The following is a 25415-nucleotide window of genomic DNA, read 5'->3' on the forward strand; positions in this document are numbered from 1 at the left end:
CACGAGGCCCGGCTTGTGCTTGGCCGGATCGATTTCCCACAGCTCCTTGATGCCGATCCCGTACGCCTGCGGATCGGCGTTCGCGTCGAGCTTGAACTTCGAGATCAGCTGGCGGCCCAGATGGCCGCGGCAGCCTTCGGCGAACAGCGTGTACTTCGCGTGCAGCTCCATGCCGAGCTGGAAGTTCTCGGTCGGCTCGCCGTTCTTGCCTACGCCCATGTTGCCGGTGGCAACGCCCTTCACCGAGCCGTCGTCGTTGTAGAGAATTTCCGCAGCCGGGAAGCCGGGGAAGATCTCGACGCCGAGCGCCTCGGCCTGTGCCCCAAGCCAGCGCGTGACGTTGCCCAGCGAAATCACGTAGTTGCCGTGGTTCTGGAAGTTGGCGGGCAGCGCCCAGTTCGGCGTGGTCACCGCGCTGTTCTCGGACAGGAACAGGAAACGGTCTTCGGTCACCTCGACGTCGAGCGGCGCGCCGCGTTCCTTCCAGTCGGGGAACAGTTCGGTGATCGCACGCGGGTCCATCACCGCGCCCGACAGGATGTGCGCGCCGATCTCGGAACCCTTCTCGAGCACGCACACGCCGATCTCGGTGCCTTTCTCGGCAGCCAGCTGCTTGAGCCGGATCGCAGCCGACAGCCCGGCGGGGCCGCCGCCCACGATCACGACGTCGTATTCCATCGATTCGCGTGGGCCGTGGTTTTCGATCAGCGAGACGTGGGACATAAGCGGGTATCAGGAGTAGGCGACGGATTAGCGTCAAGACACAAGCGTTATCGAGCGGCCGGCTCGATCGCGATCGAGATCAGCCTGGATTCGGGGGCCGTGGACTTCAGGTCGAGATCCTCGCCGCGGCCATCGAGCCACATGCCATGCATCGGCAGCAGCGCTTGCGTGCCGAGCAGTGCGCTGTCGATGCGCCACTGACCCGCCGCGCAGATCAGCAGATGCGTCGACGCCGGCGTGACGCGGCACGAATGCGTCGCCACGACGACGGTCGCCCGGCAGGCGCTGCGGCGCGTCATCACGTTGAGCACATGCGTCGGCCGCGCGATGCCGCTCGTCCATATCTGCAGATCGCCGGGGAACTGCGCAGGCTCGGTCGGGCGCGCGACCAGGTGTCCGTCCTGCGCATGCAGTTCGACGCTCGTGTCGTCGACCGGCACGAGCAGGCGGTCGATTCCCGGAAACCGCGAGAAACGGGCCGGCCCGTCGAGCGTCGCGAGACTGATCCGCCAGTCGATCTCGCCATCGGCGCCGATGCGGCTCGCGATCGTCCGCGTGACGCCGCTGCCGTTCGCCCAGGCTTCCGGCGCGATCCTGGTGCAATCGATGAACTGCACGGACGGATAGCGCGACGCCGGTTGGCCGCCCGCCGCGCGCTCGACGGCGGCCGGCGTTCCGTGCCCGCCGCCTGCGGATTGCAGCGGCGTCATGCGCGGCCACCTGCACCGACGTGACGCTCGAGCGCGGCCATCACGTCGAACAGGTCGCCGACGAAGCCGACGTCCGCGAGCGAAAAGATCGGCGCGTCCGGGTCCTTGTTGACGGCGACGATGAGCTTCGAATCCTTCATCCCCGCAAGGTGCTGCACCGCGCCGGAAATCCCGAGCGCGAGATAGACGTCGGGCGCAACGGTCTTGCCGGTCTGCCCGACCTGAATCGCGTTCGGTGCGTAACCTGCGTCGACGGCCGCGCGCGATGCGCCGAGCGCGGCGCCCAGCCGGGCCGCCAGCGCGCCGAGCCGTGCCATGTTCTCGCCCGACGCGAGGCCGCGCCCGCCCGACACTACGATCGGCGCATTCGCGAGATCGATGCCGCTCGACTGCGCGCCGTGCCGTTCGAGCAGCGTCGTCGCGGTGAACGCGGGTGGCTCGGCCAGCGGCACGATCGCGGCCGGTTCCGTGCGGACGCCGGCGGGCGCGAACGACGACGCGCGCACGGTCATGAAGGTCGTGTCGCGCGCGCTGGTCACGGTCGCGACGACGCTGCCCGCATACAGGCCGCGCACGAAGCTGCCGTCGTCGGCGATGCCGGTCACGTCGGCGACGAACGCCGCGCCGGCAAGCGCGGCGGCGCGCGGCAGCGCGTTGCGGCCGAGCGTGCGATGCGCGGCCGCGATCAACGTGTAGCGCGGCGCCAGTGCGGCCAGCTGCGCGGCCAGGCCCTCGGGCGTGATCGCGGCCGCTGCGGGTTGCGCGTCCGGGTGGATGACCGTGTCCACGCCATCGATCAGCGCCGCCTCGGACGCCGCCGCGGGATCCAGCACCAGCACGTCGACCGGCTGGCGGCGCGCGCACGCGGCGCTCACCACGCGAAGCACCGAATCGGCGAGCGTGCCGTCGGCAGTCGTTTCTGCGACAACGAGCGTTCTCATGCGGACACTCCTGGGTGGGCAAATACGTTGTGCGCGGCGAGCGCCGCGACGAGCGCGTCGATGTCCGCGACGCGCTCGCCGGCGCGGCGCACCGCCGGTTCGGCGAGCCGGACCACGCGCGCCGCCGGCGCCAGGTCGACCGCGAAGCGGCCGGCCTCGACGATCGCGATCGGCTTCTGTTTCGCCTTCACGATATTCGGCAGCGTCACGCGTCGCGGCTCGGCGAGGCGCAGGTCGGCACTGACCACGGCCCGCCCGTCAAGCCGCCACGTCGCGGTGCCGCTGTCGTCGCCGCAGGTCACGCGCCAGCCGTTGCCGTCGGCCGCGAGCGCCGTCGCATCGAGCCCCTGCGGCCAGCCGAGCAGGCCGGCCAGCATCGGCGCGACGCCGCCGGTGTCATCGTCGATCGCCTGCTTGCCGCACAGCACGAGGTCGTACGGCGACGTGCCGAGATACGCGTGCAGCAGGCGCGCGACGCCGAGCGAGTCGAGCGACGCGGTCGCGTCGCCGGTGTCGATCAGGACCGCGTCGTCCGCGCCCATCGCGAGGCCGGTGCGCAGCACGTCCTGGCAGACCGGCAGCCCGCAGGTGAGCACGCTCACCTGCACGGCGTGGCCGGCTTCGCGCAGGCGCAGCGCCATTTCGAGCGCGCATTCGTCGAACGGGTTGATGGACATCTTGAGGCCGGTCGTGTCGATCGCGCCGGCCGAGCCGACGCGCACCCGCACGTTCGGGTCGACGACGCGCTTCACGGGCACCAGGATCTTGATGGGCATGGCAATGTCTCGTCGAAGCGATTGGGATCAGGACACGGCGCCGTGGCCGTACTTGCCGGTGAGCAGCGCACCGGTCGCGAAGCGTTCGAGCGCATAGGGCGTGAGCGACACGTCGGTCGGCAGGCCGAGCGCATGCTGCGCGAGCAGCTTGCCGATGCCGGGCGACAGCTTGAACCCGTGGCCGGAGAAGCCGAAGCCAACGACCAGTCCGTCGATGCCGGGGACGCCGCCGAGCACCGGGTTCCAGTCGGGCGTGACGTCGTAGACGCCCGTCCACGACGACGCGAGGCCGGCCGTCTCGTACGCCGGAAACCGTTCGGCGACCTGCGCGCCGACTTCGGCGACATAGTCGAGCGAGATGTCGCCCTGTTCGGTTTCCGGTGCGTTCAGCGTCTCGCCGACGACGCCCTCCGACACGAGCATCTGGCTGCCGCCGTAGCTGCGGTAATACAGCATCCCGGGCGAGCCGAGATCCTTGAACGCAGGCATCTGGAACGTGTATTTCGCGTCGTCGCATTCGAGCGCGAGCACGGTGTGCCGTTCGGGCTTGACGGGCAACGGCACGCCGATCCAGCCGGAGAGTTCGGGCGTCCAGATGTTCTGCGTGCTGATCAGCGTGCCGCACGTGAAGCGGCCCGCGCTCGTGTCGACGCCGGAGATGCGGCGGCCGTCGCGCACGACGCCGGTGACGGTCGTGCCTTCGAGGATCTTCACGCGGCGGCGGCGTGCCGACTTCGCGAAGCCCGTCGCGACGAGGTACGCATCGGCGAATCCGGCTTCCGGCTCGAAGCCGATCAGCGCGGCATCGTCGAACTCCGCGATCGGCAGGCGCGCGCGCGCCTCGTTGCGGTCGAGCAGCCGGACCTCGATGTCCATCGCCCGCTGCGCGTCGAGCGACGCGCGCAGCGGCTCGAGCTTGTCGCCGTCCGGCGCGCAGATCATGTAGCCGCATTTGACGAGGCCGCACGATGCTTCGTCGTCGCCCACATATTCGGCGAAATTGTTGAACGCCCACCACGACGCGCGCGCCAGTTCGACGTTCTGACGGACCGAATAGTGCGTGCGCAGCAGACCGGACGATTGCGACGTGGTGCCGGCACCGATCATGCCGCGCTCGAGCACGAGCACGCTGCCGGCGCCGAGCGCGGCAAGGTGATGCGCGACCGACGCGCCGATCACGCCGGCGCCGATCACGATGAAGTCGTAGTGGCTCATGGATTTCCTCTGGGTAGGCGGTGAGCCGATTCTAGAAAGCCGCGGTGCCGCCGAATTTTGTATTAGGCAAACTTATGACGCGCGCCCTCAAATGCTCATTCAGCGTGCGGGCCGTCCGATCCGGCGCACCATTCGTCCCGTGTTGCCGGATCCGCCACATCCGACCGGGCAACCTTGGAGAAGCGATGAGACGCACCCCACCGCCAATCGATCTGCGCGCGCTGCAGGCGTTCGTCGCCGTGTGCGAATCCGGCTCGATGACTGCCGCCGCGAAGCGCATCGGCGTGAGCCAGAGCGCGATCAGCCAGTCGATCGCCACGCTCGAGCGCGAGCACGGCACCGCGCTGTTCGATCGCGACAGCCGCCCGCCGCGGCCGAATACGGCCGGGCGCGCGTTGCTCGAGCTCGCCGGCCCGCTGCTCGAGCATGCGCAGATGGTCAGCACCCGCGTCGGCGACGCGTCGGATGCGGGCCGCATGCCCGTGCGGCTGGGCTGCGTCGATTCGTTCGCGGCGACGGTCGGGCCGGAGCTGATCCGCGCGGTGTCGGGCTCGTCGCGGCAGATTTCGATGTGGTCCGGGCTCACGCCGGGACTCTCCAGACAAATGCACGACCGGGAACTCGATGTCGCGGTGTGTACGCAGTCGGCGCTCACCGATGCACGCATCGTCGAGGTGCCGCTGTTTTCGGAGGCGTTCGTTGCCGTCGTCGCGCGCAGCCATCTGGCGGGCCGGCCGACGCTCGACTGGCGCGCGCTGGCCGGCGAGCTGCCGCTGATCCGCTACACGGCGCGCTCGGTGATCGGCCAGCAGGTGGAGCGCTTCGCGCGTCACCTCGGCATCGACAGTCCGCGACGCTTCGAATTCGATGCGACGGACCCGCTGCTGAGTCTCGTGGCCGCGCGCCTCGGCTTTGCGATCTCGACACCGCTGTGTCTGTGGCAGGCGCGCCATTACCTCGGCGAGATCGCCGTGATCCCGTTGCCGTCCGGGCGGCTCGGGCGGCGGGATTTCTTCCTGTTGCACCGGCAGGGCGAGTGGGAAGACTTCGTCGGCGAGATCGTCGCGCTCACGCGCACCGTGGTCGAACGCTCGATCCGGCCCGCGCTCGCGCGCAGCCTGCCGCAACTGCCTGACGACGCATTGCTTTGATTCAAATGGAGCCCTGAGTGAGCGACATCTATACGCTGCAATGCGGCGACGCGCCGCTGATGATCTCGATTCCGCACCTCGGCACGGAGATTCCCGAGTCGCTGCGCGACATGTATAGCGACGACGCACTGGCGCTCGCCGATACCGACTGGCATCTCGACCGCCTGTACGGGTTCGCGGCGGCCCTCGGCGCAACCGTGCTCGGCGCGCGCGTGTCGCGCTACGTGATCGACCTCAACCGTCCGCCGAACGACGAGAGCCTGTATCCGGGCCAGACGACCACCGGCCTGTGCCCCGGCGAAACGTTTCGTGGCGATCCGCTGTACCGGGCGGGGTGCGCGCCTGACGCGCAGGAGAAGGCGCGTCGTGTGGCTGCGTACTGGCAGCCGTATCACGCGACGCTCGAAGCCGAGTTGGCGCGCCTGCGCATGCGTCATGGGCAGGTGCTGCTGTGGGAAGCGCATTCGATCGCGAGCGTGCTGCCGCGGCTCTTCGACGGCAAGCTGCCCGACCTGAACATTGGCACCCAGGACGGCCGGACCGCTGCACCGGCCGTGCAGGCCGCGGTCGTGCGCGCGGCCGCCGCGAGCCCGTTCACGTCGGTTGCCAACGGCCGCTTCAAGGGCGGCTACATCACCCGCCGGTTCGGCGAACCGGCGCGCGGCGTGCATGCGGTCCAGCTCGAGATGTGCCAGTCGACGTACATGAGCGAGACCTGCCCGTTCGACTACGATGCGGCGCGCGCCGCCGCCGTGCAGCCGACGCTGCGCCGGATGATCGATGGCGCGCTGGACGCGCTCGCGTCGCTGCCGGCAGCAGCATAAGCATTACTGATAGATCTTCGTAACCGCGGTTCCCGTTTCAGTGCGACGCTGCACCGCATTCGGCACGGAACCGCACCTTCGACAGGCAGGCACCGACGCATGACACCGCTGAACAACCGGCCCGATTCCGCCCAGAGTGTTTATCCGTGGGAATCTTTGATTCCTGCCGATAAACGTGGCACGGAGTTTGCATCATCGGTAGCGACGCTGCGCTCATTCCTCGGCGGTCTGTCCGTAGACGAAGATCGACAGGAACTGGATCGGTGTCTTGATCAGGCGTTCGGGGCCGTGCGGGATATCGGCGCGGAACGTCAGCGTGTCGCCCGGATGCAGCACGTAGGTTTGCTGGCCGTGCCGGTATTCGATCACGCCCTTGAGCATGTGGATGAACTCGGTGCCGGGATGTTCGAACACGGGAAAGCGCTCGGCTTCGTCGTCCATCGTGATCAGGAACGGTTCGAACAGTTTGCGCGGCCCCTGGTCGTAGGCGAGCAGATGGTAGGTGTGGCCGCTCTTCGTGCCCTTGCGGACGACCTCCATGCCGGCGCCTTTCTTCACGAGCTGGGCGCCGCCTTGCGGGACGTCGAAGTTGCGGAACAGCGTCGAGATGGATACGCCGAGCGCCTGCGCGATCCGGTGCAGCACGTCGAGACCGGTTGAAGTCTGCGCGTTCTCGATCTTCGAGAGCATGCCGCGGCTGATGCCGGCCTGTTGCGCGACCTGCGCGATGGTCAGGCCGTGGTGCTGGCGAAGCTCGCGGATCGTCGCGCCGAGGTAGCGTTCGAGCGGTGTCTTGCTGTCGTCTGCGGGGTGCATCGTCGACCTCGTAAAAGGGCAAGGGTAGCAGATTGCAGTGCGCACACCGGCATCGCGGGACACGCCGGTGCGCGCGCAAGGAGTTTCATGGCAGGAACTATTGTTGCACATCAATAAATCCTTCCATGTAGTGCGGAGACGGCCGCAGCTCACCCCGAGCGGTGCGCGCCGATGAATTGCAGCCCGGTCCCTCGCGCGTCGAGCGGATTTCTCAAACCAGCAAACGATGCAGTTGCAAGGAGTGACGATGAACCTGAACGATGCGAGCAAGTTGCCGGTCAACACGCTCGGAAGCGTGCCGCGCTTCGCGTCCGCGGCTGAGGCGCAGGCGTATCTCACGCAGCAGGGCGTGAAGTACGTGCTCGCGCAATTCGTCGACATCCATGGTGTGGCCAAGGCGAAGTCGGTGCCGGTCGCCCACCTGGAGAGCGTGTTGACGGCAGGCGCGGGCTTTGCCGGCTTTGCGATCTGGGGTGTCGGCATCGAGCCGAACGGGCCCGACTACATGGCGGTCGGCGAACTCGCGACGTTGACGCCGGTGCCGTGGCAGCCGGGGCTCGCGCGGATCGTCTGCGACGGCCACGTGGGCGGCGCGCCGTGGGCCTTCGATTCGCGCGTGACGCTGAAGAAGCAGGTCGCGCGCATGACGGAGCGCGGCTGGACGCTGTTCACCGGCCTCGAGCCCGAGTTCTCGCTGCTCAAGCGCTCGGCATCCGGCACCCTCGAGCCGTGCGACCCGAGCGACACACTCGCGAAGCCGTGCTACGACTACAAGGGCCTGTCGCGCACGCGCGTGTTCCTGGAAAAGCTCACCGAATCGCTGCGCGCGGTCGGCATCGACGTCTACCAGATCGACCACGAGGATGCGAACGGCCAGTTCGAGATCAACTACACGTACACCGATTGCCTGACGTCGTGCGATCACTACGTGTTCTTCAAGATGGCCGCGTCGGAGATCGCGAACGAACTCGGGATGATCTGCTCGTTCATGCCGAAGCCGTTCGCGAACCGCCCGGGCAACGGCATGCACATGCACATGTCGATCGGCGACGGCAAGCGCAACCTGTTCGCCGACGACGCCGATGCGCTCGGCATGGGCCTGTCGACGCTCGGCTACCGCTTCACGGCCGGCCTGCTCGCGCATGCGCCCGCGCTGGCCGCGCTCTGCAATCCGACCATCAATTCGTACAAGCGCCTCGTCGTCGGCCGTTCGCTGACCGGCGCGACATGGGCGCCCGCGTACATCAGCTACGGCGACAACAACCGCTCGACGATGGTGCGCATGCCGGGCGGCCGGATCGAGCTGCGCCTGCCCGACGGCGCCTGCAACCCGTACCTCGCGACCGCGGCCGTCATCGCGGCGGGCCTCGACGGCGTCGACCGCGAACTGTCACCCGGTGCGCCGGCCAACGAGAACCTCTACGAGTGGTCGGCGCAGAAGCTGCGCGAGCACGGCATCGGCGTGCTGCCGCAGAACCTCGGCGACGCGCTCGACGCGCTCGAGGCCGACCGCGTGATCTGCGAAGCGCTCGGGCCGGTTGCCGACGAGTTCCTCAAGCTGAAGCGGATGGAATGGCTCGAATACATGCGGCACGTATCGGATTGGGAAGTCAGGCAGTACCTCGAATTCTTTTAAGGAGAACGCAACATGTGCGGAATCGTAGGTTTGCTGGTGAAGACGCCGGCATTGCGCGAGCGGCTCGGCGAACTGATGGTGCCGATGCTGATCGGCATGACGGAGCGCGGCCCCGATTCGGCCGGGCTCGCGGTGTTCGGCAAGTCGCTCGATGCAAGCCAGCGCAAGCTGAGCCTGTATTCCGGCTTCACCGATGAAGGCGAGCACTTCGCGTGGGAGGCGCTGGCCGACCGGCTCAACGCGTCGATGGACGTGACGGCGCGCATCGACGCGAAGCGCAATCATGCGGTGCTGACCGTGCAGAGCCAGGCCGAGACGGTCAGGCGCTGGCTGCACGAACACTATCCGCGGATCTATGTGCTGTCGGCGGGGCGCTCGATCGACCTGTACAAGGACATCGGCGCACCGGCCGAAGTGGCCGATCGCTATGCGTTCTCGGGCCTGCAGGGCTCGCATCTCGTCGGCCATACGCGGATGGCGACCGAATCGGCGGTCACGCCGGACCGCGCGCACCCGTTCACGGCCGGCGAGGATTTCTGCCTCGTCCACAACGGGTCGCTGTCGAATCCGTACGGCGTGCGCCGCAAGCTGGAACCGAAGGGCATTCACTTCGACACGGACAACGACACCGAGGCCGCGTGCCGCTTCCTCGAATGGCGCCTGCGCGAAGGCGACGCGCTGCCGGACGCGCTGCAGAAGGGCTTCGAGGAGCTCGACGGCTTCTACACGTTCCTGATGGGCACGCCGACCGAGCTGGCGTTGATCCGCGACCCGTTCGCCTGCAAGCCCGCCGTCGTCGCGGAGAACGACGACTACGTCGCGATCGCGTCCGAGTTCCGCTCGCTCGCGCATCTGCCCGACATCAAGCATGCAAAGGTATTCGAACCCGCACCCGAGGAGATGTACGTATGGAACGCGTGACTTTCGACCTTGAGCGCACGACCGTCAGGGAGGTCAACCAGTACCTGCACGGCAGCGCCGACACGCTCGACGGCCGGCAGATCGTCGTGACGTCGCCGAACGGCGCGCACAACATCGCGGTCGGTGTCGATGCCGACGTGACGGTCACGATCGACGGTCACGCCGGCTACTACGCCGGCGGCATGAACCAGCACGCGACGATCGTCATCGAGGGCAGCGCCGGAACGGGCGTCGCGGAAAACATGATGAGCGGCAAGGTGCACGTGAAGGGCTTTGCGTCGAACGGCGCGGGCGCGTCCGCGCACGGCGGACTGCTCGTGATCGACGGCGATGCGGGGCTGCGTTGCGGGATTTCGCTGAAGGGCGGCGACATCGTGGTCGGCGGCTCGGTCGGCAGTTTTTCCGCGTTCATGGCGCAGGCCGGCCGCCTGGTGATCTGCGGAGATGCAGGCGATGCGCTCGGCGATTCGCTGTATGAGGCGGTGCTCTACGTGAAGGGCGACGTGAAGTCGCTCGGTGCGGATGCGCGGTTCGAACCGATGACGGCCGCCGACGTGAGCGCGGTCGCGGCGCTGCTCGACGCGGCCGGGCTGGATCACGATCCGCACGCGTTCAAGCGCATCGCGTCGGCCCGCACGCTCTATCACTGGAACGCCGACGCGAACCAGGAATACTGAATCCACGCTCGATCGAGAACCCGCCATGGAAAAGACCATTCACTTCGCCCGCTTGCAGCACGAAGAGTCGCACGGCTACGACCGCAAGACGATCGACTATATCCACACGGCCGCGCAGCGCGGCCTCTACGAAATCCGTGGCCTCGGCGCGAAGCGCCAGGTCCCGCACTTCGACGACCTGCTGTTCCTCGGCGCGTCGCTGTCGCGCTACCCGCTCGAGGGCTATCGCGAGAAATGCACGACGCAGACCGTGCTCGGCACGCGCTTCGCGAAGAAGCCCATCGTGCTCGACATTCCGATCACCGTGGCCGGGATGAGCTTCGGCGCGTTGTCGGCGAACGTCAAGGAAGCGCTCGGCCGCGCGGCGACGGCGGCCGGCACGTCGACGACGACCGGCGACGGCGGGATGACGCAGGAGGAACGCCAGTCGTCGAAGACGCTCGTCTACCAGTGCCTGCCGTCGCGTTACGGCTTCAATCCCGACGACGTGCGCCGTGCCGACGCGATCGAAATCGTGATCGGGCAGGGCGCGAAGCCGGGCGGCGGCGGCATGCTGCTCGGGCAGAAGGTCAACCCGCGGGTGGCTTCGATGCGTACGCTGCCGCCCGGCGTCGACCAGCGTTCGGCGAGCCGCCATCCCGACTGGACGGGCCCGGACGATCTCGCGATCAAGATCCAGGAGCTGCGCGAGATCACCGACTGGCAAACCCCGATCTACGTGAAGGTGGGCGCGACCCGCACGTTCAACGACGTGAAGCTCGCGGTGCATGCGGGCGCGGATGTCGTCGTAGTCGACGGGATGCAGGGCGGCACCGCCGCGACCCAGACCTGCTTCATCGAGAACGTCGGCATCCCGACGCTTGCCGCGGTTCGCCAGGCCGTCGACGCGCTCGAGGATCTGAACGTGAAAGGCACGGTGCAGTTGATCGTGTCCGGCGGGATCCGCACCGGCGCCGACGTCGCGAAGGCGCTTGCGCTCGGCGCCGACGCCGTCGCCATCGGGCAGGGCGTGCTGATGGCGCTCGGGTGCAACAGCGACCGGTATTTCCAGAACGGCATGCTGCACTCGGCCGAGGCGGACTACGCGGCATTGAACACGTCGCCCGGCTTCTGCCACCACTGCCACACCGGCAAGTGCCCGGTGGGCGTGACGACGCAGGACGCGGTGCTCGAACGACGGCTGGAGCCGGAGGAAGGCGCGCGCCGCGTGCGGAACTACCTGAAGACGCTGAACATGGAACTCGCGACGATCGCACGCGCATGCGGCAAGCAGAACGTGCATCACCTCGAGCCGGAGGACCTCGTGGCGCTGACCGTGGAGGCCGCCGCGATGGCGCGGGTGCCGCTCGCGGGCACGTCGTGGATTCCGGGCCATTGATCCGGATACGGGGCCTTTTCCTGATGTTCCTGGTTGCCGCAGCGGAGTTCGCGATCCTTTGCGATGAATAGGGCAGTTCGACGTGTAGTCGGAATGCCCGATGCAGTGTCCGTGTCTTTCCGATCATGTTTATTAATTGTGGAGTGCGATATGAATGGCTCAACGCAAGGAATAGCGAAGCCCGCTCAGGATGCGGGCCTGCGCCACGGAAGCCTCGGATTTTCGGAGGTGATCGGGCAGTCGGTGGCGAACCTGTCGCCGACCTTCACGCCGTCGATCAACGTCGTTGCCATTGCGGCGCTGGCCGGCACCGGCACCTGGCTCATTTACGGCCTGTCGACGCTCGGGCTGTTGCTGGTGAGCCTCAACATCATCGTGCTGGCGAGCCGGGTCGCGACGGCGGGATCGTTCTTCATTTTCATCGCGCGCGCGCTCGGGCCCATGGCGGGCGGTATTGCCGGCTGGGGGCTGATCGCCGCGTATACGGGCACCGCGATGGGCGTGGGCGCCGCGGGCGTCGTGTTCGTGCAGAATGCGTGCGCGGCGTGGGGCTTCAAGGTGCCGAGCCTGGCCGTCTATGTCGTGCTGGTGGCGCTCGCGTGGTACCTCGCCGCCCGCGACATCAAGCTGTCGTCGCGCCTTTCGCTGTATATCGAGGCGGCGTCGGTCGTCATCGTGATGGGTGTGCTGCTCTACGTGTTCTGGCTGCATCCCGATCACATCGTCGATCATGCGCAGCTCTCGCTGCAGGGCACGAGTTCGAAGGGGCTGGCCGAAGCGATGGTGCTCGGGATCTTCTCGTTCGTCGGTTATGAAAGCGCTGCGTCGCTCGGCAAGGAATCGCGAAATCCGCTGCGCGTGATCCCGCGCGCCGTGATTCTGAGCCTCGTGCTGTCCGGTCTTTTCTTCATGTTCGTCGCTTACGCGATGGTCGTCGCCTACAACGGTGACGTGAGCAAGCTCGGCGCCGACTCGGCGGTATTGATGACGTTGCTGACGAATGTCGGCGCGTCGCCGCTGGGGCCCGTCTTCTACCTGATCGCGTCGTTCAGTGCGTTTGCCTGCGTGCTCGCGTCGCTGAACTCGGCAAGCCGCCTGCTGTTCTCGATGGGGCGCTATCAGTTCGTGCATCGCTCGATGGGGATGGTGCATCGCACGCATCAGACGCCGCACTACGCGGTCGCGTTCTCGGCCGTCGTCACGTTGGGCGTGTGTCTTGCGATGCTGGGCGCCGGCCCGCTCAACACGTTCGGCTACACCAGCACCTTCGCCACGTTCGGTTTCCTGGTCGCCTATTTCCTGATCTCGATCTCGGCGCCGATCTACCTGAAGAAGCAGGGTGAGCTGAAGCCGATCAACGTCGTCTGGGGCGTGCTCGGCGCGATCGCGATGATTGGCGCGTTCGTCGGCAGCGTCTACCCGGTGCCGGACTATCCGTACAACGTGCTGCCGTATTTGTTCGTGGCCTACATGCTGATCGGAATCATCTGGTTGATGATGCTGAAAAAGCGTTCGCCGCAGGTGCTCGACAGGATCGAGCACGACCTCGAAACGAGCGAATCGGAAATCTTCGGCAAGAAGTGACAGCGCGTGGTTTATCGATGAGTTCTGACCTCGACCGGCCGGCCGTCGCTCGCCAGGCACGTGCGCCCGACGCAGCGCACGGCCGGGCGAGCGGTCGGCCCGATCGCCCGGACACCGTATTCGAACTGACGGTAGAGCCGGCGCGCGGCGAATGCGCGGCGCTCAACCTCGGCTGTGTGTCGACACCGGCTCGCGCGAGCGGAGCGGGCCGGACGAACGAAGATTACGTGGGCGTCATGGCGGGGAACCTCTCCGAGCGCGTTGCGCGCGGCATCGTGGTCGCGCTGGCCGACGGGATGAGCGGCGGCAAGGGCGGACGCGTGGCGGCGGAGCTTTCGGTACGGACGTTCATCGACGCCTACTACGGGATGACGGACACGCTGCAGCCCGAAGCGGCCGCCGCCCGTGCGCTGGAATCGATACATGGCTGGCTTCATCAGATCGGCCGCTCCGATCCGGGTTTGAGCCAGATGGCGGCATCGTTTGCCGCGCTGATCGTGCGACGCGCGAATGCGTGGCTGGTGGCAGCGGGGGACGTCCGCCTGTACCTGCTGCGTGACGGGCAACTGACGCAGGTCGGTAACGACGACCTTGTGCCGGTCGCATTCGGCTCATACGTCACACACGCGATAGGCTTGCAGCAAGCGCTCGTGACGCGCGTCGAAACGTTCGAACTGCGTGAGAAGGATCGTCTGCTGCTGTGTTCGGACGGTCTCTACCGCCGCATTCCGATGCGGGAAATGCAAACCGTTCTGTTGCAGACGAAGGGTTCGCTGGCGGCGGCGCAAAAGCTCGTCGCGCTCGCCGATGCGCGCCATTCGTCGGACGATGCGACGGCTGCGGTCATCGACGTGGACACCTTGCCCACTGTCGATCTCGGTTACCTCGAACGTGTGGTCGGCGCGTTGCCCATTCCCGCGGTGCCGCAGGCAGGCGACGTGATCGACGGCTACGTGCTCACGCGAGTGCTGAGCGACGGCTTTCACTCGCGCATTTTTGCCGGCCACGATCTTGCCCATCCGTCGACGCCACTCGCGCTGAAGTTTCCGAGGCCGCGCGTCGACCAGGACGAAAACGTGCGCCAGTCGATCGTGCGCGAGCGCTGGCTGGCCGGAAAGATCGACGAAGAGGGCGTGCTTGCGCCGATGCCGATCGACCCCGAGCGCCAGACCCGGCTCTATGTGGTGATGCCGCTTGGCGATGGCGTCACGCTGGAAAAAATCCTGACTTCACCACGGCCGCTCGCGCTCGCGCAATCGTTCGAGATTGCGCGGCGGCTTGGGCATTCGATCCATGCGTTGAACCGTCGCAATATCTATCATCGGGACATCAAGCCCGAGAACGTGCTGGTCATGCGCGACAACAGCACGCGACTCCTGGATCTCGGTTTTGCCTATATGCCCGGCATCGGTGTGCCGGTTCCGGATGCGTCGCCCGGCACGCCCGCCTATATGGCGCCGGAGCTGATGCGGGGCGCGCAGGGCGATGCCCGCTCCGAGGTTTTCGCGTACGGTGTGACGCTCTATCGGCTGTTCAGCGGCGGCAAGTTTCCGTACGGATTCAATGGGCGAGTGCCGGTCTATCAGCATCGGCCCGACGCACCGGTGTGGCTGGATCTGGTGCTGGAGAAAGCGCTGCAGCCCGATCCGGCGCGCCGTTATCAGGACGTGCTCGAAGTCTGCTCCGATCTCGAGCGATTCGCCGCGGACTCGACAGCCGCGCAACCGGTGCGGCCCGCACCTTTGCTCGAACGCGAGCCCGTGCTGTTTTGGCAAATGGTGTCGGTATTGCTGCTCGTCGTGTTGTTCGCGGTGCTGTTGAGCATCCGGTGAAGGATTCCATTTGGTGGTCGCGCGGCGGCGCGTGGAAGCGAGTTTGAAGGGCCGGATCGGAAAGCCTTGCGGAAATTGGATCACATCACGACAACGATTCAAACTTAAACGATTTGTGATCCCTCCCCGCCGTAAAATTCCGCACAATGGCGACAGCGCGGCGTTGCCGCCGCGACCCGCCCCCGGCAGGCCGGCCTTCCGGTCCGCAAGGGGTGGCCGGAATGACCCTTCGAACCCGAGCCCCGGACCGACGCACCGCCCCCCGACCGCCATGGACCACCCCAAACGCATCCTGATCGTCGAAGACGACGCCGACATCGCCGACGTGCTGAGCCTGCACCTGCGCGACGAGCGCTACGAAGTCGTGCACAGCGCGGACGGCACCGAAGGCCTGCGCCTGCTCGAACAGGGCAGCTGGGACGCGCTGATCCTCGACCTGATGCTGCCCGGCGTCGACGGCCTGGAAATCTGCCGGCGCGCCCGCGCGATGGCGCGCTATACGCCGATCATCATCACCAGCGCACGCTCGAGCGAGGTGCACCGGATTCTCGGCCTCGAGCTCGGCGCCGACGACTACCTGGCGAAGCCGTTCTCGGTGCTCGAACTCGTCGCGCGCGTGAAGGCGCTGCTGCGGCGCGTCGACGCGCTCGCGCGCGATTCGCGGATCGACGCGGGCACGCTCGACGTGGCCGGGCTGTCGATCGACCCGATCGCGCGCGAAGCGAGCGTCGACGGTACGCGCATCGACCTCACGCCGCGCGAGTTCGACCTGCTGTATTTCTTCGCGCGGCATCCGGGCAAGGTGTTCTCGCGGATGGATCTGCTGAACGCCGTGTGGGGCTACCAGCACGAAGGCTACGAACACACGGTCAACACGCACATCAACCGGCTGCGCGCGAAGATCGAGGCCGATCCGGCCGAGCCCGTGCGGATCCTCACGGTGTGGGGCCGCGGCTACAAGCTCGCGGCGCCGGACCAGCGGGACGCGTGATGAAGCTCACCCTCACCCAGCGGCTGTCGCTCGTGTTCGCGGTGCTGCTGCTCGCGTGCTCGGGCACGTCGGCGTGGCTGCAGATCCGCGCGAACGACATGCGCGAGAAGGAAGTCGTGCAGAGCCTGTCGCGCGATCTCGCCGCGCACATCGCGAGCAGCACGCCGCTGATGGACGCGAACGGGCTGCGTCCGGACGCCGTGCGCACGCTGTTCGGCCAGCTGATGGGCGTGAACCCGAGCGTCGAGGTATACCTGCTCGACAACGCGGGGCGCATCAAGGGCGACGACGCGCCGCCCGGCCACGTGAAGCGCGACCGCGTCGATCTCGCGCCGGTGCAGCGCTTCATCGCGGGCGATCCGCTGCCGATCCTCGGCGACGATCCGCGCAGCCCGGCCGCGCGCAAGGTGTTCAGCGCGGCGCCGCTGCAGCGCGCGGGGCAGCCGCCGTCGGGCTACATCTACGTGGTGCTGCTCGGTGAAGCGCACGACCGGCTGGCCGCACGCTTCGACGCCGGCAACGTGCTGCGCACGACGCTGTGGTCGATGGCGGTGGTCGCGCTGCTCGGCCTGCTCGCGGGCCTGACCGCGTTCAGCTTCATCACGCGCCCGCTGCGCCGGCTGACCGACGCGATGCGCCGCTTCGACGCGAACGCCGCGCCCGATGCGCAGCCGCCGGTGCCGCGCTCGGCGCCGGGGCGGCGCGGCGACGACATCGCGGTGCTCGAATCCGCGTTCGCGCAGATGGCCGACCGGATCGGCGAACAATGGCGCGCGCTGACGCGCCAGGACCAGCAGCGGCGCGAACTGATCACGAACATCTCGCACGACCTGCGCACGCCGCTGACGTCGCTGCACGGCTATCTGGAGACGCTGTCGCTGAAGTCGGACACGCTCGCCGAGGCCGAACGCCGCCGCTACCTGTCGATCGCGCTCACGCAGAGCACGAAGGTCGGCCGGCTCGCGCAGGCGCTGTTCGAACTCGCGCGGCTCGAGTCCGGCGGCGTGCAGGCCGAACGCGAGTCGTTCTCGCTGGTCGATCTCGTGCAGGACGTATTCCAGAAATTCGAGCTGGCCGCGCAGTCGCGCGGCATCGCGCTGCATGCGCGGATCCCGCCGCGCGTGCCGACGGTATCGGCCGATCTCGGGATGATCGAGCGCGTGCTGACCAACCTGCTCGACAACGCGTTGCGGCACACGCCGCAGCACGGCGAAGTCGAAGTCGCGCTGACGCCGCAGGACGATCGCGTGGTCGTGACCGTGTCGGATACCGGCGCAGGGATTCCGCCGGCGCGGCGCGAAGGTCTGTTCCAGCGGCCGCAGCGGCCGATGAGCGGCGGCACGGCGACGAGCGGCGGGCTCGGGTTGCTGATCGTGCACCGGATGCTGGTGCTCAACGGCAGCGGGATCCGGCTCGTCGATCGGGACGGGCGCGGCGCGGTGTTCGAATTTGCGCTGCCGGTCGCATCGGCCGACGGCGGAGGAAAAAATTAAATGGGGCGCGAACCGAACGGCCGTGTGCTGCCCTCTTGGTAGTCGAGAGGTTTTCTCTCGACAACCTGAAAGAGGCTCCTGATGTTCTATGTGAAGAATGTTCCCGGCTGGGAACGCGTGGTCCGGATCGCACTGGGCGTGATCGTCGCCGTGCTGGCAGTGGCGTGGATCAAGGGCGTGACCGGCATCGCCGTGGCGGTGGCCGCTGCCGGCATCGTCGTGTCCGGCCTGGTCGGCTTCTGTCCTGCGTGCGCGATGGTCGGCCGCCGTCTCGACAAGTCGCGGCGCGCGAAGGACTGACATGCCGACCGATCCGCAGCAGCTTGCTGCCATCGAGGCTGCCCGTACGGGCGACCCGCTCGCGCTCGAACGGCTGTTGCGGCTGTGCCAGCCCGACGTGCGCCGCTACGCGCAACGCAACTGCTTCATTTCCGACGTCGACGATGCGGTGCAGGAAGCGCTGCTGATCGTGTCGCGCAAGGTGACGTCGGTGCGTACGCTAGCCGCGTTCTCGGGCTGGCTGTTCAGCGTCGTGCGCCGCGAGTGCCGCCGGCTCGGACGCACCGCGCTGCACTACGATCCGTACGACGAGGAGAAGGTCGACGAGTGGCTGGCCGGTCGCGACACGGACGCATTGCGGCGCGAGCTCGTCGACGCCCTGGAATCGTTGCCGCGCGACTATCGCGACATCCTGTTGATGCGCGATTTCGAAGAACTCACGATCGCGGAAATTGCTGAGCGCGTCGGCTCGACGCCGGCCGCCGCAAAAAGTCGTCTGCATCGCGCCCGCACGCTGGCGCGCGAATACCTGCTCGCGTAGCGGGCGGCGCTACCCGCCGCGCTTGCGCCGCACGTCGCTCGGCGTCGTGCCGGTCCAGCGCTTGAACGCGTGGCGGAACCCGACCGCATCGCTGAAGCCGAGCGTCAGCGCGATGTCCTCGGTGCTGAGCGTGGTGGTGCTCAGGTAGTCGATCGCGAGTGCCTTGCGCACGCTCGTCAGCAGCTCGCTGTACGACGTGCCTTCGGCGTCGAGCTTGCGGCGCAGCGTGCGCGACGTCATGCATAGGGTGTCCGCGATCGCATCGATGTCCGGGAACTGGCCCGGCGTGCGCGTGAGTTCCTGGTACACCCGCCGCGTGACGCCGGCCTGGCTGCGCAATTCGTCGAGCAGGCGCGCGCAGTGCGACGACACCTGTGCCGCGGTGATCGGGTTCGCGAGCTGCGGCGCGCGTGTCAGCCAGGCGGCCGGGTAGCTCAATACATGGTGCGGCTGGTCGAACGCGATCGGGCATTCGAGCGCGTCGGCGAGCTGCGCCGCGTGCGCGGGCCGCGGCTGCGCGAACTGCGCGCGCGCCGGCACGCACCACGCGCCCATCACGTCCTTGATGACCGTCACGTGCAGCGCGAACTGCATGTCGATCAGGAAGCGGTACAGCGGCAGGTCCGGCTCGGGCAGCGCGGCTTCGTGCGGATCGGGGAACCGCCACGACGCGGTATCGCCCTGTTCGACCCAACGGATCGCGAGCATGCCGTTCGCGAGCTGGTGATATTTGACGGCCGAATCGAACGCATGCGCGAGCGATTCCGAGCACAGCATCGCGTAGCCGTACATCCCGTAGCTCGACGCATGCAGCCGGCGGCCGACGCGCACGCCGAGATCGGCGCCGTCGTAGCGGCCGATCGCGTTGCGCGCGGCGGTCAGGAACTGCCGCGACGACGTGAGCGTGAACGGGTCGGCGATCGCGGCGGGCGACAGGCCGGTGCCGTCGAGCACGGCGGCCGGGTCGAGGCCGAGTTCCTGCGTGACGCCGACGAGCACGGCCAGCTTGGCCGGCGAGAAGCGCTTGTCGTGCGACGCACGGACGAGCAGGGCGTCCGGCAGCGTCGCGGCGGCGGCCGTCGGGTTCGGGGGCGTACTGCGCGGCATGGCGGGTTCTGCGTCCGATTCGATATCGTTCCGGGTTCGCGATTCTGCGCCGGAACCCGGGGCGGCGCCATAGGGTTCACCCTGATGCGAGCGGGCAAACCGAAGCGCCGGCGCAAACGATGACTGGCGACTCCAAGCGGTCCGTCGCGCGCCGGCGTGTCCGTTTCGATCATCTTTTCGGCCGCCCGGATCATTTTCAAAGCGCCTTCGGCGGGCGATAGTCGCCGATCAGGCGACGGCCCATGCCCATCCGGTGCACGGGCCGCCGTGCGAACGGCGCTGCCCGGCGCCGTCCCCCGAGGAGCAGGACATGACAAAGAGACACTGGATCGGGTCGTACGGCTCGATTCCCGCCGAGATCAATGCCGATCGCTTTCCTTCCGTCACCGCGCTGCTGGACGACGCGATGCGCCGCTTCGCCGAGCGTCCCGCGTTCCGTGCGTTCGGCCGCACGCTGACCTACGCCGACGTCGACCGCCTGTCGAGCGCGCTCGCCGCGTATCTGCAGCAGGTCGTCGGCGTGCGCAAGGGCGACCGTGTTGCCGTGATGCTGCCGAACGTGCTCGCGTTTCCGGTGGCGACGGTCGCGATCGCGCGGCTCGGTGCGATCCAGGTCAACGTCAACCCGTTCTACACCGCGCACGAACTCGAACATCAGCTGAATGACGCGGGCGTCGAAGCGGCGGTGGTGTGCGGCGGCTCGATGGGCACGTTCGCCGACGTGGTCGGCAAGACGCGCATCCGCACTGTGCTGAGCGTGGGGCGCGGCGACCTGGGCGTGGTCGATGCGCCGCCCGGCGCGTGCGAAGCGCTGCCGCCGGGCTCGATCCCGCTCGCGGATGCGCTGGCCGCGGGCGCATCGCTCGCCTTCGAGCCGGTCGCGCTCGAAGGCGGCGATCTGCTGCTGCTGCAGTACACGGGCGGCACGACCGGGCTGTCGAAGGGCGCCGCGCTGTCGCACCGCAACCTGGTCGCTAACATCGCACAGTTCGGTGCGATCGTGCCGGGCGCACGGCAGCCGGGCGAGGAGGTCGTCGTCACGGCGATCCCGCTGTATCACATCTTCGCGCTGACGGTGAACTTCCTGTCCTACTTCGCGATCGGCGCGCAGAACTGGCTCGTCGCGAATCCGCGCGACATGGACGGCTTCATCGACGTGCTGAAGGCCGCGCGGCCGTCGGTGTTCGTCGGCGTCAACACGCTGTACGCGGGGCTCGCCGGCCATCCGCGGCTGAAGGAAGTCGACTGGTCGCGGCTCAAGCTGTCGGCCGGCGGCGGCGCGGCGGTGATCGACGTGATCTCCGCGCGCTGGAAGGCGGTGACGGGCAATTTCATCCGCGAAGGGTACGGGCTGTCGGAAACGTCGCCGGTGGTCACCTTCAACCCGCAGTCGATCGACGCGTTCACGGGCACGACGGGCCTGCCGCTGCCGTCGACCGACGTGAAGCTGCTCGACGACCAGGATCGCGAGGTGGCGATCGGCGAAGCGGGCGAGATCTGCGTGCAGGGGCCGCAGGTGATGGGCGGCTACTGGCAGAAGCCGGAAGCGAACGCGGCCGCGTTCACCGCGGACGGCTACTTCCGCACCGGCGACATCGGCGTGTTCGATGCGGCCGGCTTCCTGAAGATCGTCGACCGCAAGAAGGACATGATCATCGTGTCGGGCTTCAACGTGTACCCGAACGAGGTGGAAGCGGTCGCGACCGCGCTGCCGGGCATCGTCGAATGCGCGTGCATCGGCGTGCCGGACGAGCGCACCGGCGAGGCCGTGAAGCTGTTCGTGGTGCTCGCGCCCGACACGGCCGTGACCGAAGAGACGATCGTCGCGCACTGCCGCGCGAATCTCGCGGGCTACAAGGTGCCGAAGCTGGTCCGCGTGGTCGACCGGCTGCCGAAGTCGACGGTCGGCAAGATCCTGCGCCGCGAACTCAGCCGCACCGACTGATGATGCCGACGCGCCGCGCGCCCGGCGGCGCGCGAGCCGGCGCGCCGAAAGCCGGGCAAGCCCCGAAAACGCCGAAAGCCCGGCACGGATCGCTCAAGTACAATGCGAGCGGTTCGACCGACGGGGACGCGATGACCGGTTCAGACTCACCCTCCGACCAGCCCGGGCGGGCGCTGCCGTCGCCGAGCGCGACGGTGCCGATCTCGCTTGTCAACGGTTTTCTGGCGAGCGCGGGCGCGCAGCGCGACGTGGTCGAGCGCTACCTGCGCGGCGCCGGCATTCCGCTCGAACTGCTCGGCGAGCCGCATGCGCGCGTGACGGAAGAGCAGTTCTCGACGCTGTACCGCACGCTCGCGATCGATCTCGACGACGAGATGCCGGGCATCTTCTCGCGCCCGTTGCGCGGCGGCACGCTGAAGTATCTGTGCCTGAGCCTGCTCGATGCGCGCAACCTCGAAACGGCGCTGCATCGTTTCGGCCAGTTCTTCCACATCCTGCTCGACGACTTCTTCGTCGAATCGAAGCGTGACGGCCTGGTCGCGCAGGTGCTGCTGCGGCCGAACCCGGCCGTCGGCCCGATCGGCGCGCTCGGCCAGGAGCTGATGCTCAAGCTCGTGCACGGCGTGTGTTCGTGGCTGATCGGGCAGAAGATCCCGTTGCTGCAGATCGAGCTCGCGTGTCCGCGGCCGCGCCATGCGGTCGAACACCTGTACTTCTTCTCCGGTTCCGTGCAGTTCGACCGCGAACGCACGCTGATGCGCTTCAGCGCCGATTACCTCGACGCGCCGATCCGGCAGAGCAAGCGCAACCTGCGCAAGTTCCTCGCGCGCGCACCCGGCGACTGGATCTTCGAATCGTTCAGCGAACAGCTCGTGTGCCATCGCGTGCGGCAATACCTGTCGGCGGCGCTGCCCGACCTGCCGGTGATCGACGAGGCGGCCGAGCATCTGCATTGCTCGGTGCGCACGCTGAGCCGCCACCTGGCCGCCGAAGGCACGACGTTCCAGGCGCTCAAGGACGAACTGCGGCGCGACATCGCGATCCAGCGGCTGACCGATACGCTCGACACGATCGCGGCGATCGGCGCCGATATCGGCTTCGATGATCCGAGCGCGTTTCATCGCGCGTTTCGGCACTGGACGGGCAGCACGCCGGGGACTTACCGGCGGCGTGCATGACGCGGTTTATTTAGCCGTCAAACACCGCTCCCATAACCGGCATCCTTCGTACGCTCCCATGGACGGCTCCCCGTCGTGGCGCGTCATCGTGCGTGCGGTTCCACGCTTGTTATCGGGCACACCGCACCACCGCATCGCACCACATTGCACCGCAACCCACACGACGCTCAATGCACGGCGCGCGAGCGCGCGGCATCGGGCGTCATGCCGGTCCAGTCGCTGAATGCGCGGAAGAACGAGTTCGGATCCTGATAGCCGAGCAGGAACGCGATCTGGCTGTAGGGCAGGTCGGAGTGGTCGAGGTAGTGCCGTGCGAGTCGCTCGCGCACTTCCGCGAGGAGCGCCTTGAAGCTGGTGCCTTCGTCGCCGAGGCGCCGCTGCAGCGTGCGCGTGCTGATCGCGAGCGTGCGCGCGACGTCGTCGACCGTGCCGACGCCGGCGGGAATCAGTTCCAGCAGCGCGGCGCGTACGCGCTCGACGATGCCGGCGTCGGCCGACAGCGCGTCGAGACGGCGGCGCAGGTCGGGCTCGAAGATCGTCCACATCGCGTCGTTCGCGGTGACGAACGGGCGGCGCGCATCGTGCAGCGACACGCTGACCGACGGCGCGTCGCCATACTTCGGCGTCACGCCGAAAAACCCTGCGTAGCCGTGATGCCGCGCGAGATCGCGCGGCAGCGTGACGGCCCGCGCGGCCACCTCGGTGCGCGTGCCGATGCGCGCCAGCTTCACGAGGAAGCCGAGTTCGGCGGCGATCAGCGTCGCGGGCGGCGGCACGTCGCGTTCGATGAAATCGATCGCGAGCACGAGCGCGTCGGCCGCGTGCTTCACGCGCAAGCGGCAAGGACCGATCAACGGCTTGAATTCGCCGATGCGCCGGATCGCGACGTCGAAGTTCGGGCTGCACAGTGCGGCGAACAGCGGCGGATCGAACGCTTCGACCGACAGGAAATCGAGCACGCGCAGCGGCAGCGCCGGATCGCCGACCATGTCGTCGAGCGTGCGCCACAGGCGAAAATATTCGGCGGTCGTCAGCTCGCACTTCGTGCGCGTGAACAGATCGACGGGCAACTGCGCGCGCAGCAGCAGTTCGTCGACGCGCACGCCGAGGTCGGCCAGCATGACCTGCAAGCCCGGTGAAATCACGAAGCGGTTCATCGCTTCAACTGCCCGGTTTCGATCAACTGCTGAAAGAAGTCGTTCATCGACTCGGCGAGCGGTCGGTACCGGATTCCGAGTTCGTCGCGGCTGCGGCTATTGTCGGCGCGCCACGGGATGCCGACGTTGCGCGCGACGACGCGGCGCGTGACGCTCTTGTTTGCGAGCGGCCCGACCAGCCAGACGAGCCACTTCGGCAGGATGCGCCGCGGAATCGGATAGTCGGCGCCGTATCGTTCGAGCAGCGTCGCGGCCATCGCCGGCAGGCTCGTGTTGTGCCCCGACACGATGTAGCGGCCGTTCGCGTTCGGCAGGAACGCGGCGCGCAGGTGCGCGTCGGCGACGTCGCGGACGTCGACCGCGCCCATGCCGAGATCCGGCACGCCCATTTTCATGGTGCCGTTGCCCATCTGCCGGACGATCTCGAAGCTCTCCGAGGTTGCGTACGGATTGATGCCCGGCCCGATCACGAGCGACGGGTTGATCGTCACGAGATCCCAGCGCTGCTGCGCGCCGGCGATTTTCCATGCCTCGCGTTCGGCCACCGTCTTCGAATACGAATACGGCTGGTGCGCGAGCGACGAACTGGTGTTCCAGATGGCCTCGGTGAACACGCCGTTCGGCGCCGTGTCGCGATCGGCGTTGTCGCCGTAGATCGCGGCGCAGCTGCTGGTCAGCACGACGCGCCGCACCGACGGCGTGCGGTTCACGGTGTCGAGCACGTTGCGCGTGCCGAGCAGCGCCGGATCGACCAGCTCTTTCTGAGGATCGCGAACGGTCACGGTGAACGGCGACGCGGTATGGAACACGGTGCCGCAACCGGCCATCGCTTCCGCATACGAACCGGGCTCGAGCAGGTCGGCGCGGAAATAGCGGATCGTGCCCGGCTTGCCGGCCGCGATGCGCTGCAGATGCTTGAGCTTGTCCGGGTCGTCGGGGTTGCGCACGGCCGCATGCACCGTCACGCCGGCTTCGAGCAGCCGCTGCACGAGCCAGCCGGCGACGTAGCCGGTGGCGCCGGTCACCAGCACCGGCAGGTCGGTATCGATATTCATCAGTTGCTCCGAGAAACCCCGTCCTTCAGGACGGGGAGGAAAGGAGCGCCGCTGTTTGACAGCGGCATTCCACCGTTAAAATGGCCGGCATGATCCTTGTCTATCGCTACCGGGTGAAATCGCTCAACGGACTGCTTAACAAGCAGAGCCGTGCGGTGAACTACGTCTGGAACTTCTGCAACGACACGCAGAAGCACGCGCTCAAGTGGGGCAAGAAGTGGCCGACGGGATTCGATCTGAACGTGCTGACGACGGGGAGCAGCAAGGAACTCGACATCCATTCCGGCACGGTCAACGCGACGTGCGAGCAATACGCGAAATCGCGCAGTCAGCACCGTCGGCCCTACCTGCGCTATCGCGGCAGGAAATCGCTGGGTTGGGTGCCGCTGAAGGGCCGCGACCTGAAGCGCGAGGGCGACGCGTTCCGTTTCGCCGGCAACACCTTTCGCGTGTTCAATAGCCGGCCGCTTCCCGAAGGCAAGATC

The 25415-nt window shown here is 67.6% G+C and carries 23 protein-coding genes and 1 pseudogene; 15 read left to right on the forward strand and 9 right to left on the reverse strand.

Annotated features, from left to right (window positions below):
* The 5 genes from C7H84_RS33190 to C7H84_RS33210 form a co-directional block, all read right to left on the reverse strand.
* Positions 1 to 723: NAD(P)/FAD-dependent oxidoreductase (locus C7H84_RS33190; RefSeq protein WP_162999449.1), on the reverse strand; the 723-nt coding region annotated here is incomplete at its 3' end.
* 47 nt (positions 724 to 770) lie between these two features.
* Complete coding sequence (locus tag C7H84_RS33195; RefSeq protein ID WP_121862779.1) at positions 771 to 1433, reverse strand: HutD family protein; 663 nt, start codon at positions 1431 to 1433, stop codon at positions 771 to 773.
* Positions 1430 to 2374 carry an FAD-binding protein gene (locus tag C7H84_RS33200; RefSeq protein WP_121862780.1) on the reverse strand — a complete coding sequence of 315 codons (945 nt, stop codon included), beginning with the start codon at positions 2372 to 2374 and terminating at the stop codon, positions 1430 to 1432. The genes C7H84_RS33195 and C7H84_RS33200 overlap by 4 nt, the downstream gene beginning before the upstream one ends.
* The gene (locus C7H84_RS33205) at positions 2371 to 3150 is read right to left on the reverse strand and encodes an electron transfer flavoprotein subunit beta/FixA family protein (RefSeq protein ID WP_121862781.1); all 780 of its coding nucleotides are present in this window, start codon (positions 3148 to 3150) and stop codon (positions 2371 to 2373) included. The genes C7H84_RS33200 and C7H84_RS33205 overlap by 4 nt, the downstream gene beginning before the upstream one ends.
* A 27-nt stretch (positions 3151 to 3177) precedes the next feature.
* On the reverse strand, positions 3178 to 4365 hold the full coding sequence (locus C7H84_RS33210; RefSeq protein WP_121862782.1) for an FAD-binding oxidoreductase: 1188 nt from the start codon (positions 4363 to 4365) through the stop codon (positions 3178 to 3180).
* Positions 4366 to 4550: 185 nt separating this feature from the next.
* Here C7H84_RS33210 and C7H84_RS33215 point away from each other — a divergent pair, with 185 nt between their 5' ends.
* Both C7H84_RS33215 and hutG read left to right on the forward strand, forming a co-directional pair.
* A complete protein-coding gene (locus C7H84_RS33215) occupies positions 4551 to 5516 on the forward strand; it encodes a LysR family transcriptional regulator (RefSeq protein ID WP_121862783.1) in 966 nt (321 codons plus the stop codon).
* Between the two features lie 17 nt (positions 5517 to 5533).
* Positions 5534 to 6340, forward strand: coding sequence for an N-formylglutamate deformylase (gene hutG / locus C7H84_RS33220; protein ID WP_121862784.1), 807 nt, complete (start codon positions 5534 to 5536; stop codon positions 6338 to 6340).
* 213 nt (positions 6341 to 6553) lie between these two features.
* Here the strand turns inward: hutG and C7H84_RS33225 are convergent, their stop codons facing one another.
* Positions 6554 to 7156 carry an XRE family transcriptional regulator gene (locus C7H84_RS33225; RefSeq protein WP_121862785.1) on the reverse strand — a complete coding sequence of 201 codons (603 nt, stop codon included), beginning with the start codon at positions 7154 to 7156 and terminating at the stop codon, positions 6554 to 6556.
* Positions 7157 to 7403: 247 nt separating this feature from the next.
* Here C7H84_RS33225 and glnT point away from each other — a divergent pair, with 247 nt between their 5' ends.
* The 10 genes from glnT (at position 7404) to C7H84_RS33275 (ending at position 18488) form a co-directional block, all read left to right on the forward strand.
* Positions 7404 to 8792, forward strand: coding sequence for a type III glutamate--ammonia ligase (gene glnT, locus C7H84_RS33230; protein WP_240462164.1), 1389 nt, complete (start codon positions 7404 to 7406; stop codon positions 8790 to 8792).
* A gap of 12 nt (positions 8793 to 8804) precedes the next feature.
* Positions 8805 to 9713, forward strand: coding sequence for a class II glutamine amidotransferase (locus tag C7H84_RS33235; protein ID WP_121862786.1), 909 nt, complete (start codon positions 8805 to 8807; stop codon positions 9711 to 9713).
* On the forward strand, positions 9701 to 10390 hold the full coding sequence (locus C7H84_RS33240; protein WP_121862787.1) for a protein glxC: 690 nt from the start codon (positions 9701 to 9703) through the stop codon (positions 10388 to 10390). The genes C7H84_RS33235 and C7H84_RS33240 overlap by 13 nt, the downstream gene beginning before the upstream one ends.
* A gap of 25 nt (positions 10391 to 10415) precedes the next feature.
* The gene (locus C7H84_RS33245; protein ID WP_121862788.1) at positions 10416 to 11768 is read left to right on the forward strand and encodes an FMN-binding glutamate synthase family protein; all 1353 of its coding nucleotides are present in this window, start codon (positions 10416 to 10418) and stop codon (positions 11766 to 11768) included.
* A gap of 150 nt (positions 11769 to 11918) precedes the next feature.
* Positions 11919 to 13352: an APC family permease gene (locus tag C7H84_RS33250; RefSeq protein WP_121862789.1), complete on the forward strand. Its 1434-nt coding sequence runs from the start codon at positions 11919 to 11921 to the stop codon at positions 13350 to 13352.
* Positions 13349 to 15184 (forward strand): bifunctional protein-serine/threonine kinase/phosphatase, encoded by a 1836-nt coding sequence (locus C7H84_RS33255; protein ID WP_205611488.1) that lies wholly within the window; start codon positions 13349 to 13351, stop codon positions 15182 to 15184. The genes C7H84_RS33250 and C7H84_RS33255 overlap by 4 nt, the downstream gene beginning before the upstream one ends.
* 271 nt (positions 15185 to 15455) lie before the next feature.
* Entirely contained in the window at positions 15456 to 16175 is a 720-nt protein-coding gene (locus C7H84_RS33260; RefSeq protein ID WP_121862791.1) for a response regulator transcription factor, read from the forward strand.
* The gene (locus C7H84_RS33265) at positions 16175 to 17668 is read left to right on the forward strand and encodes a HAMP domain-containing sensor histidine kinase (protein ID WP_121862792.1); all 1494 of its coding nucleotides are present in this window, start codon (positions 16175 to 16177) and stop codon (positions 17666 to 17668) included. The genes C7H84_RS33260 and C7H84_RS33265 overlap by 1 nt, the downstream gene beginning before the upstream one ends.
* An 81-nt stretch (positions 17669 to 17749) precedes the next feature.
* Complete coding sequence (locus C7H84_RS33270; RefSeq protein ID WP_121862793.1) at positions 17750 to 17968, forward strand: DUF2892 domain-containing protein; 219 nt, start codon at positions 17750 to 17752, stop codon at positions 17966 to 17968.
* 1 nt (position 17969) lies between these two features.
* Complete coding sequence (locus tag C7H84_RS33275; RefSeq protein ID WP_121862794.1) at positions 17970 to 18488, forward strand: sigma-70 family RNA polymerase sigma factor; 519 nt, start codon at positions 17970 to 17972, stop codon at positions 18486 to 18488.
* A gap of 9 nt (positions 18489 to 18497) precedes the next feature.
* On the opposite strand, the gene C7H84_RS33280 is transcribed toward C7H84_RS33275, so the two are convergent.
* Positions 18498 to 19595, reverse strand: a complete 1098-nt coding sequence (locus tag C7H84_RS33280) for an AraC family transcriptional regulator (protein WP_121862795.1) — start codon at positions 19593 to 19595, stop codon at positions 18498 to 18500.
* A gap of 310 nt (positions 19596 to 19905) precedes the next feature.
* On the opposite strand from C7H84_RS33280, the gene C7H84_RS33285 reads away from it, so the two are divergent.
* Positions 19906 to 21540: an AMP-binding protein gene (locus C7H84_RS33285; RefSeq protein WP_121862796.1), complete on the forward strand. Its 1635-nt coding sequence runs from the start codon at positions 19906 to 19908 to the stop codon at positions 21538 to 21540.
* The gene (locus C7H84_RS33290; protein WP_121862797.1) at positions 21540 to 22718 is read left to right on the forward strand and encodes an AraC family transcriptional regulator; all 1179 of its coding nucleotides are present in this window, start codon (positions 21540 to 21542) and stop codon (positions 22716 to 22718) included. Before C7H84_RS33285 ends, C7H84_RS33290 begins: the two co-directional genes overlap by 1 nt.
* A 167-nt stretch (positions 22719 to 22885) precedes the next feature.
* Here C7H84_RS33290 and C7H84_RS33295 read toward each other — a convergent pair whose 3' ends face one another.
* Positions 22886 to 23875: an AraC family transcriptional regulator gene (locus C7H84_RS33295; RefSeq protein ID WP_121862798.1), complete on the reverse strand. Its 990-nt coding sequence runs from the start codon at positions 23873 to 23875 to the stop codon at positions 22886 to 22888.
* Positions 23872 to 24930: an NAD-dependent epimerase/dehydratase family protein gene (locus tag C7H84_RS33300; protein WP_121862799.1), complete on the reverse strand. Its 1059-nt coding sequence runs from the start codon at positions 24928 to 24930 to the stop codon at positions 23872 to 23874. Before C7H84_RS33300 ends, C7H84_RS33295 begins: the two co-directional genes overlap by 4 nt.
* Positions 24931 to 25019: 89 nt before the next feature.
* Between C7H84_RS33300 and C7H84_RS33305 the strand changes: the two are divergent.
* Positions 25020 to 25415 (forward strand): annotated as a pseudogene (locus C7H84_RS33305) (RNA-guided endonuclease TnpB family protein); the annotation flags it as partial.

It is taken from the genome of Burkholderia sp. Nafp2/4-1b (genome assembly GCF_003635165.1).
Taxonomy (GTDB): Bacteria; Pseudomonadota; Gammaproteobacteria; order Burkholderiales; family Burkholderiaceae; genus Burkholderia.

Excerpts from the sequence above, each read along its gene's own strand:
- C7H84_RS33195 (WP_121862779.1), bottom strand. The coding sequence starts at position 1,433 with ATGACGCCGCTGCAATCCGCAGGCGGCGGGCACGGAACGCCGGCCGCC.
- C7H84_RS33200 (WP_121862780.1), bottom strand. The coding sequence starts at position 2,374 with ATGAGAACGCTCGTTGTCGCAGAAACGACTGCCGACGGCACGCTCGCC.
- C7H84_RS33205 (WP_121862781.1), bottom strand. The coding sequence starts at position 3,150 with ATGCCCATCAAGATCCTGGTGCCCGTGAAGCGCGTCGTCGACCCGAAC.
- C7H84_RS33210 (WP_121862782.1), bottom strand. The coding sequence starts at position 4,365 with ATGAGCCACTACGACTTCATCGTGATCGGCGCCGGCGTGATCGGCGCG.
- C7H84_RS33215 (WP_121862783.1), top strand. The coding sequence starts at position 4,551 with ATGAGACGCACCCCACCGCCAATCGATCTGCGCGCGCTGCAGGCGTTC.
- C7H84_RS33225 (WP_121862785.1), bottom strand. The coding sequence starts at position 7,156 with ATGCACCCCGCAGACGACAGCAAGACACCGCTCGAACGCTACCTCGGC.
- glnT (WP_240462164.1), top strand. The coding sequence starts at position 7,404 with ATGAACCTGAACGATGCGAGCAAGTTGCCGGTCAACACGCTCGGAAGC.
- C7H84_RS33235 (WP_121862786.1), top strand. The coding sequence starts at position 8,805 with ATGTGCGGAATCGTAGGTTTGCTGGTGAAGACGCCGGCATTGCGCGAG.
- C7H84_RS33240 (WP_121862787.1), top strand. The coding sequence starts at position 9,701 with ATGGAACGCGTGACTTTCGACCTTGAGCGCACGACCGTCAGGGAGGTC.
- C7H84_RS33245 (WP_121862788.1), top strand. The coding sequence starts at position 10,416 with ATGGAAAAGACCATTCACTTCGCCCGCTTGCAGCACGAAGAGTCGCAC.
- C7H84_RS33250 (WP_121862789.1), top strand. The coding sequence starts at position 11,919 with ATGAATGGCTCAACGCAAGGAATAGCGAAGCCCGCTCAGGATGCGGGC.
- C7H84_RS33260 (WP_121862791.1), top strand. The coding sequence starts at position 15,456 with ATGGACCACCCCAAACGCATCCTGATCGTCGAAGACGACGCCGACATC.
- C7H84_RS33265 (WP_121862792.1), top strand. The coding sequence starts at position 16,175 with ATGAAGCTCACCCTCACCCAGCGGCTGTCGCTCGTGTTCGCGGTGCTG.
- C7H84_RS33270 (WP_121862793.1), top strand. The coding sequence starts at position 17,750 with ATGTTCTATGTGAAGAATGTTCCCGGCTGGGAACGCGTGGTCCGGATC.
- C7H84_RS33275 (WP_121862794.1), top strand. The coding sequence starts at position 17,970 with ATGCCGACCGATCCGCAGCAGCTTGCTGCCATCGAGGCTGCCCGTACG.
- C7H84_RS33280 (WP_121862795.1), bottom strand. The coding sequence starts at position 19,595 with ATGCCGCGCAGTACGCCCCCGAACCCGACGGCCGCCGCCGCGACGCTG.
- C7H84_RS33285 (WP_121862796.1), top strand. The coding sequence starts at position 19,906 with ATGACAAAGAGACACTGGATCGGGTCGTACGGCTCGATTCCCGCCGAG.
- C7H84_RS33290 (WP_121862797.1), top strand. The coding sequence starts at position 21,540 with ATGATGCCGACGCGCCGCGCGCCCGGCGGCGCGCGAGCCGGCGCGCCG.
- C7H84_RS33295 (WP_121862798.1), bottom strand. The coding sequence starts at position 23,875 with ATGAACCGCTTCGTGATTTCACCGGGCTTGCAGGTCATGCTGGCCGAC.
- C7H84_RS33300 (WP_121862799.1), bottom strand. The coding sequence starts at position 24,930 with ATGAATATCGATACCGACCTGCCGGTGCTGGTGACCGGCGCCACCGGC.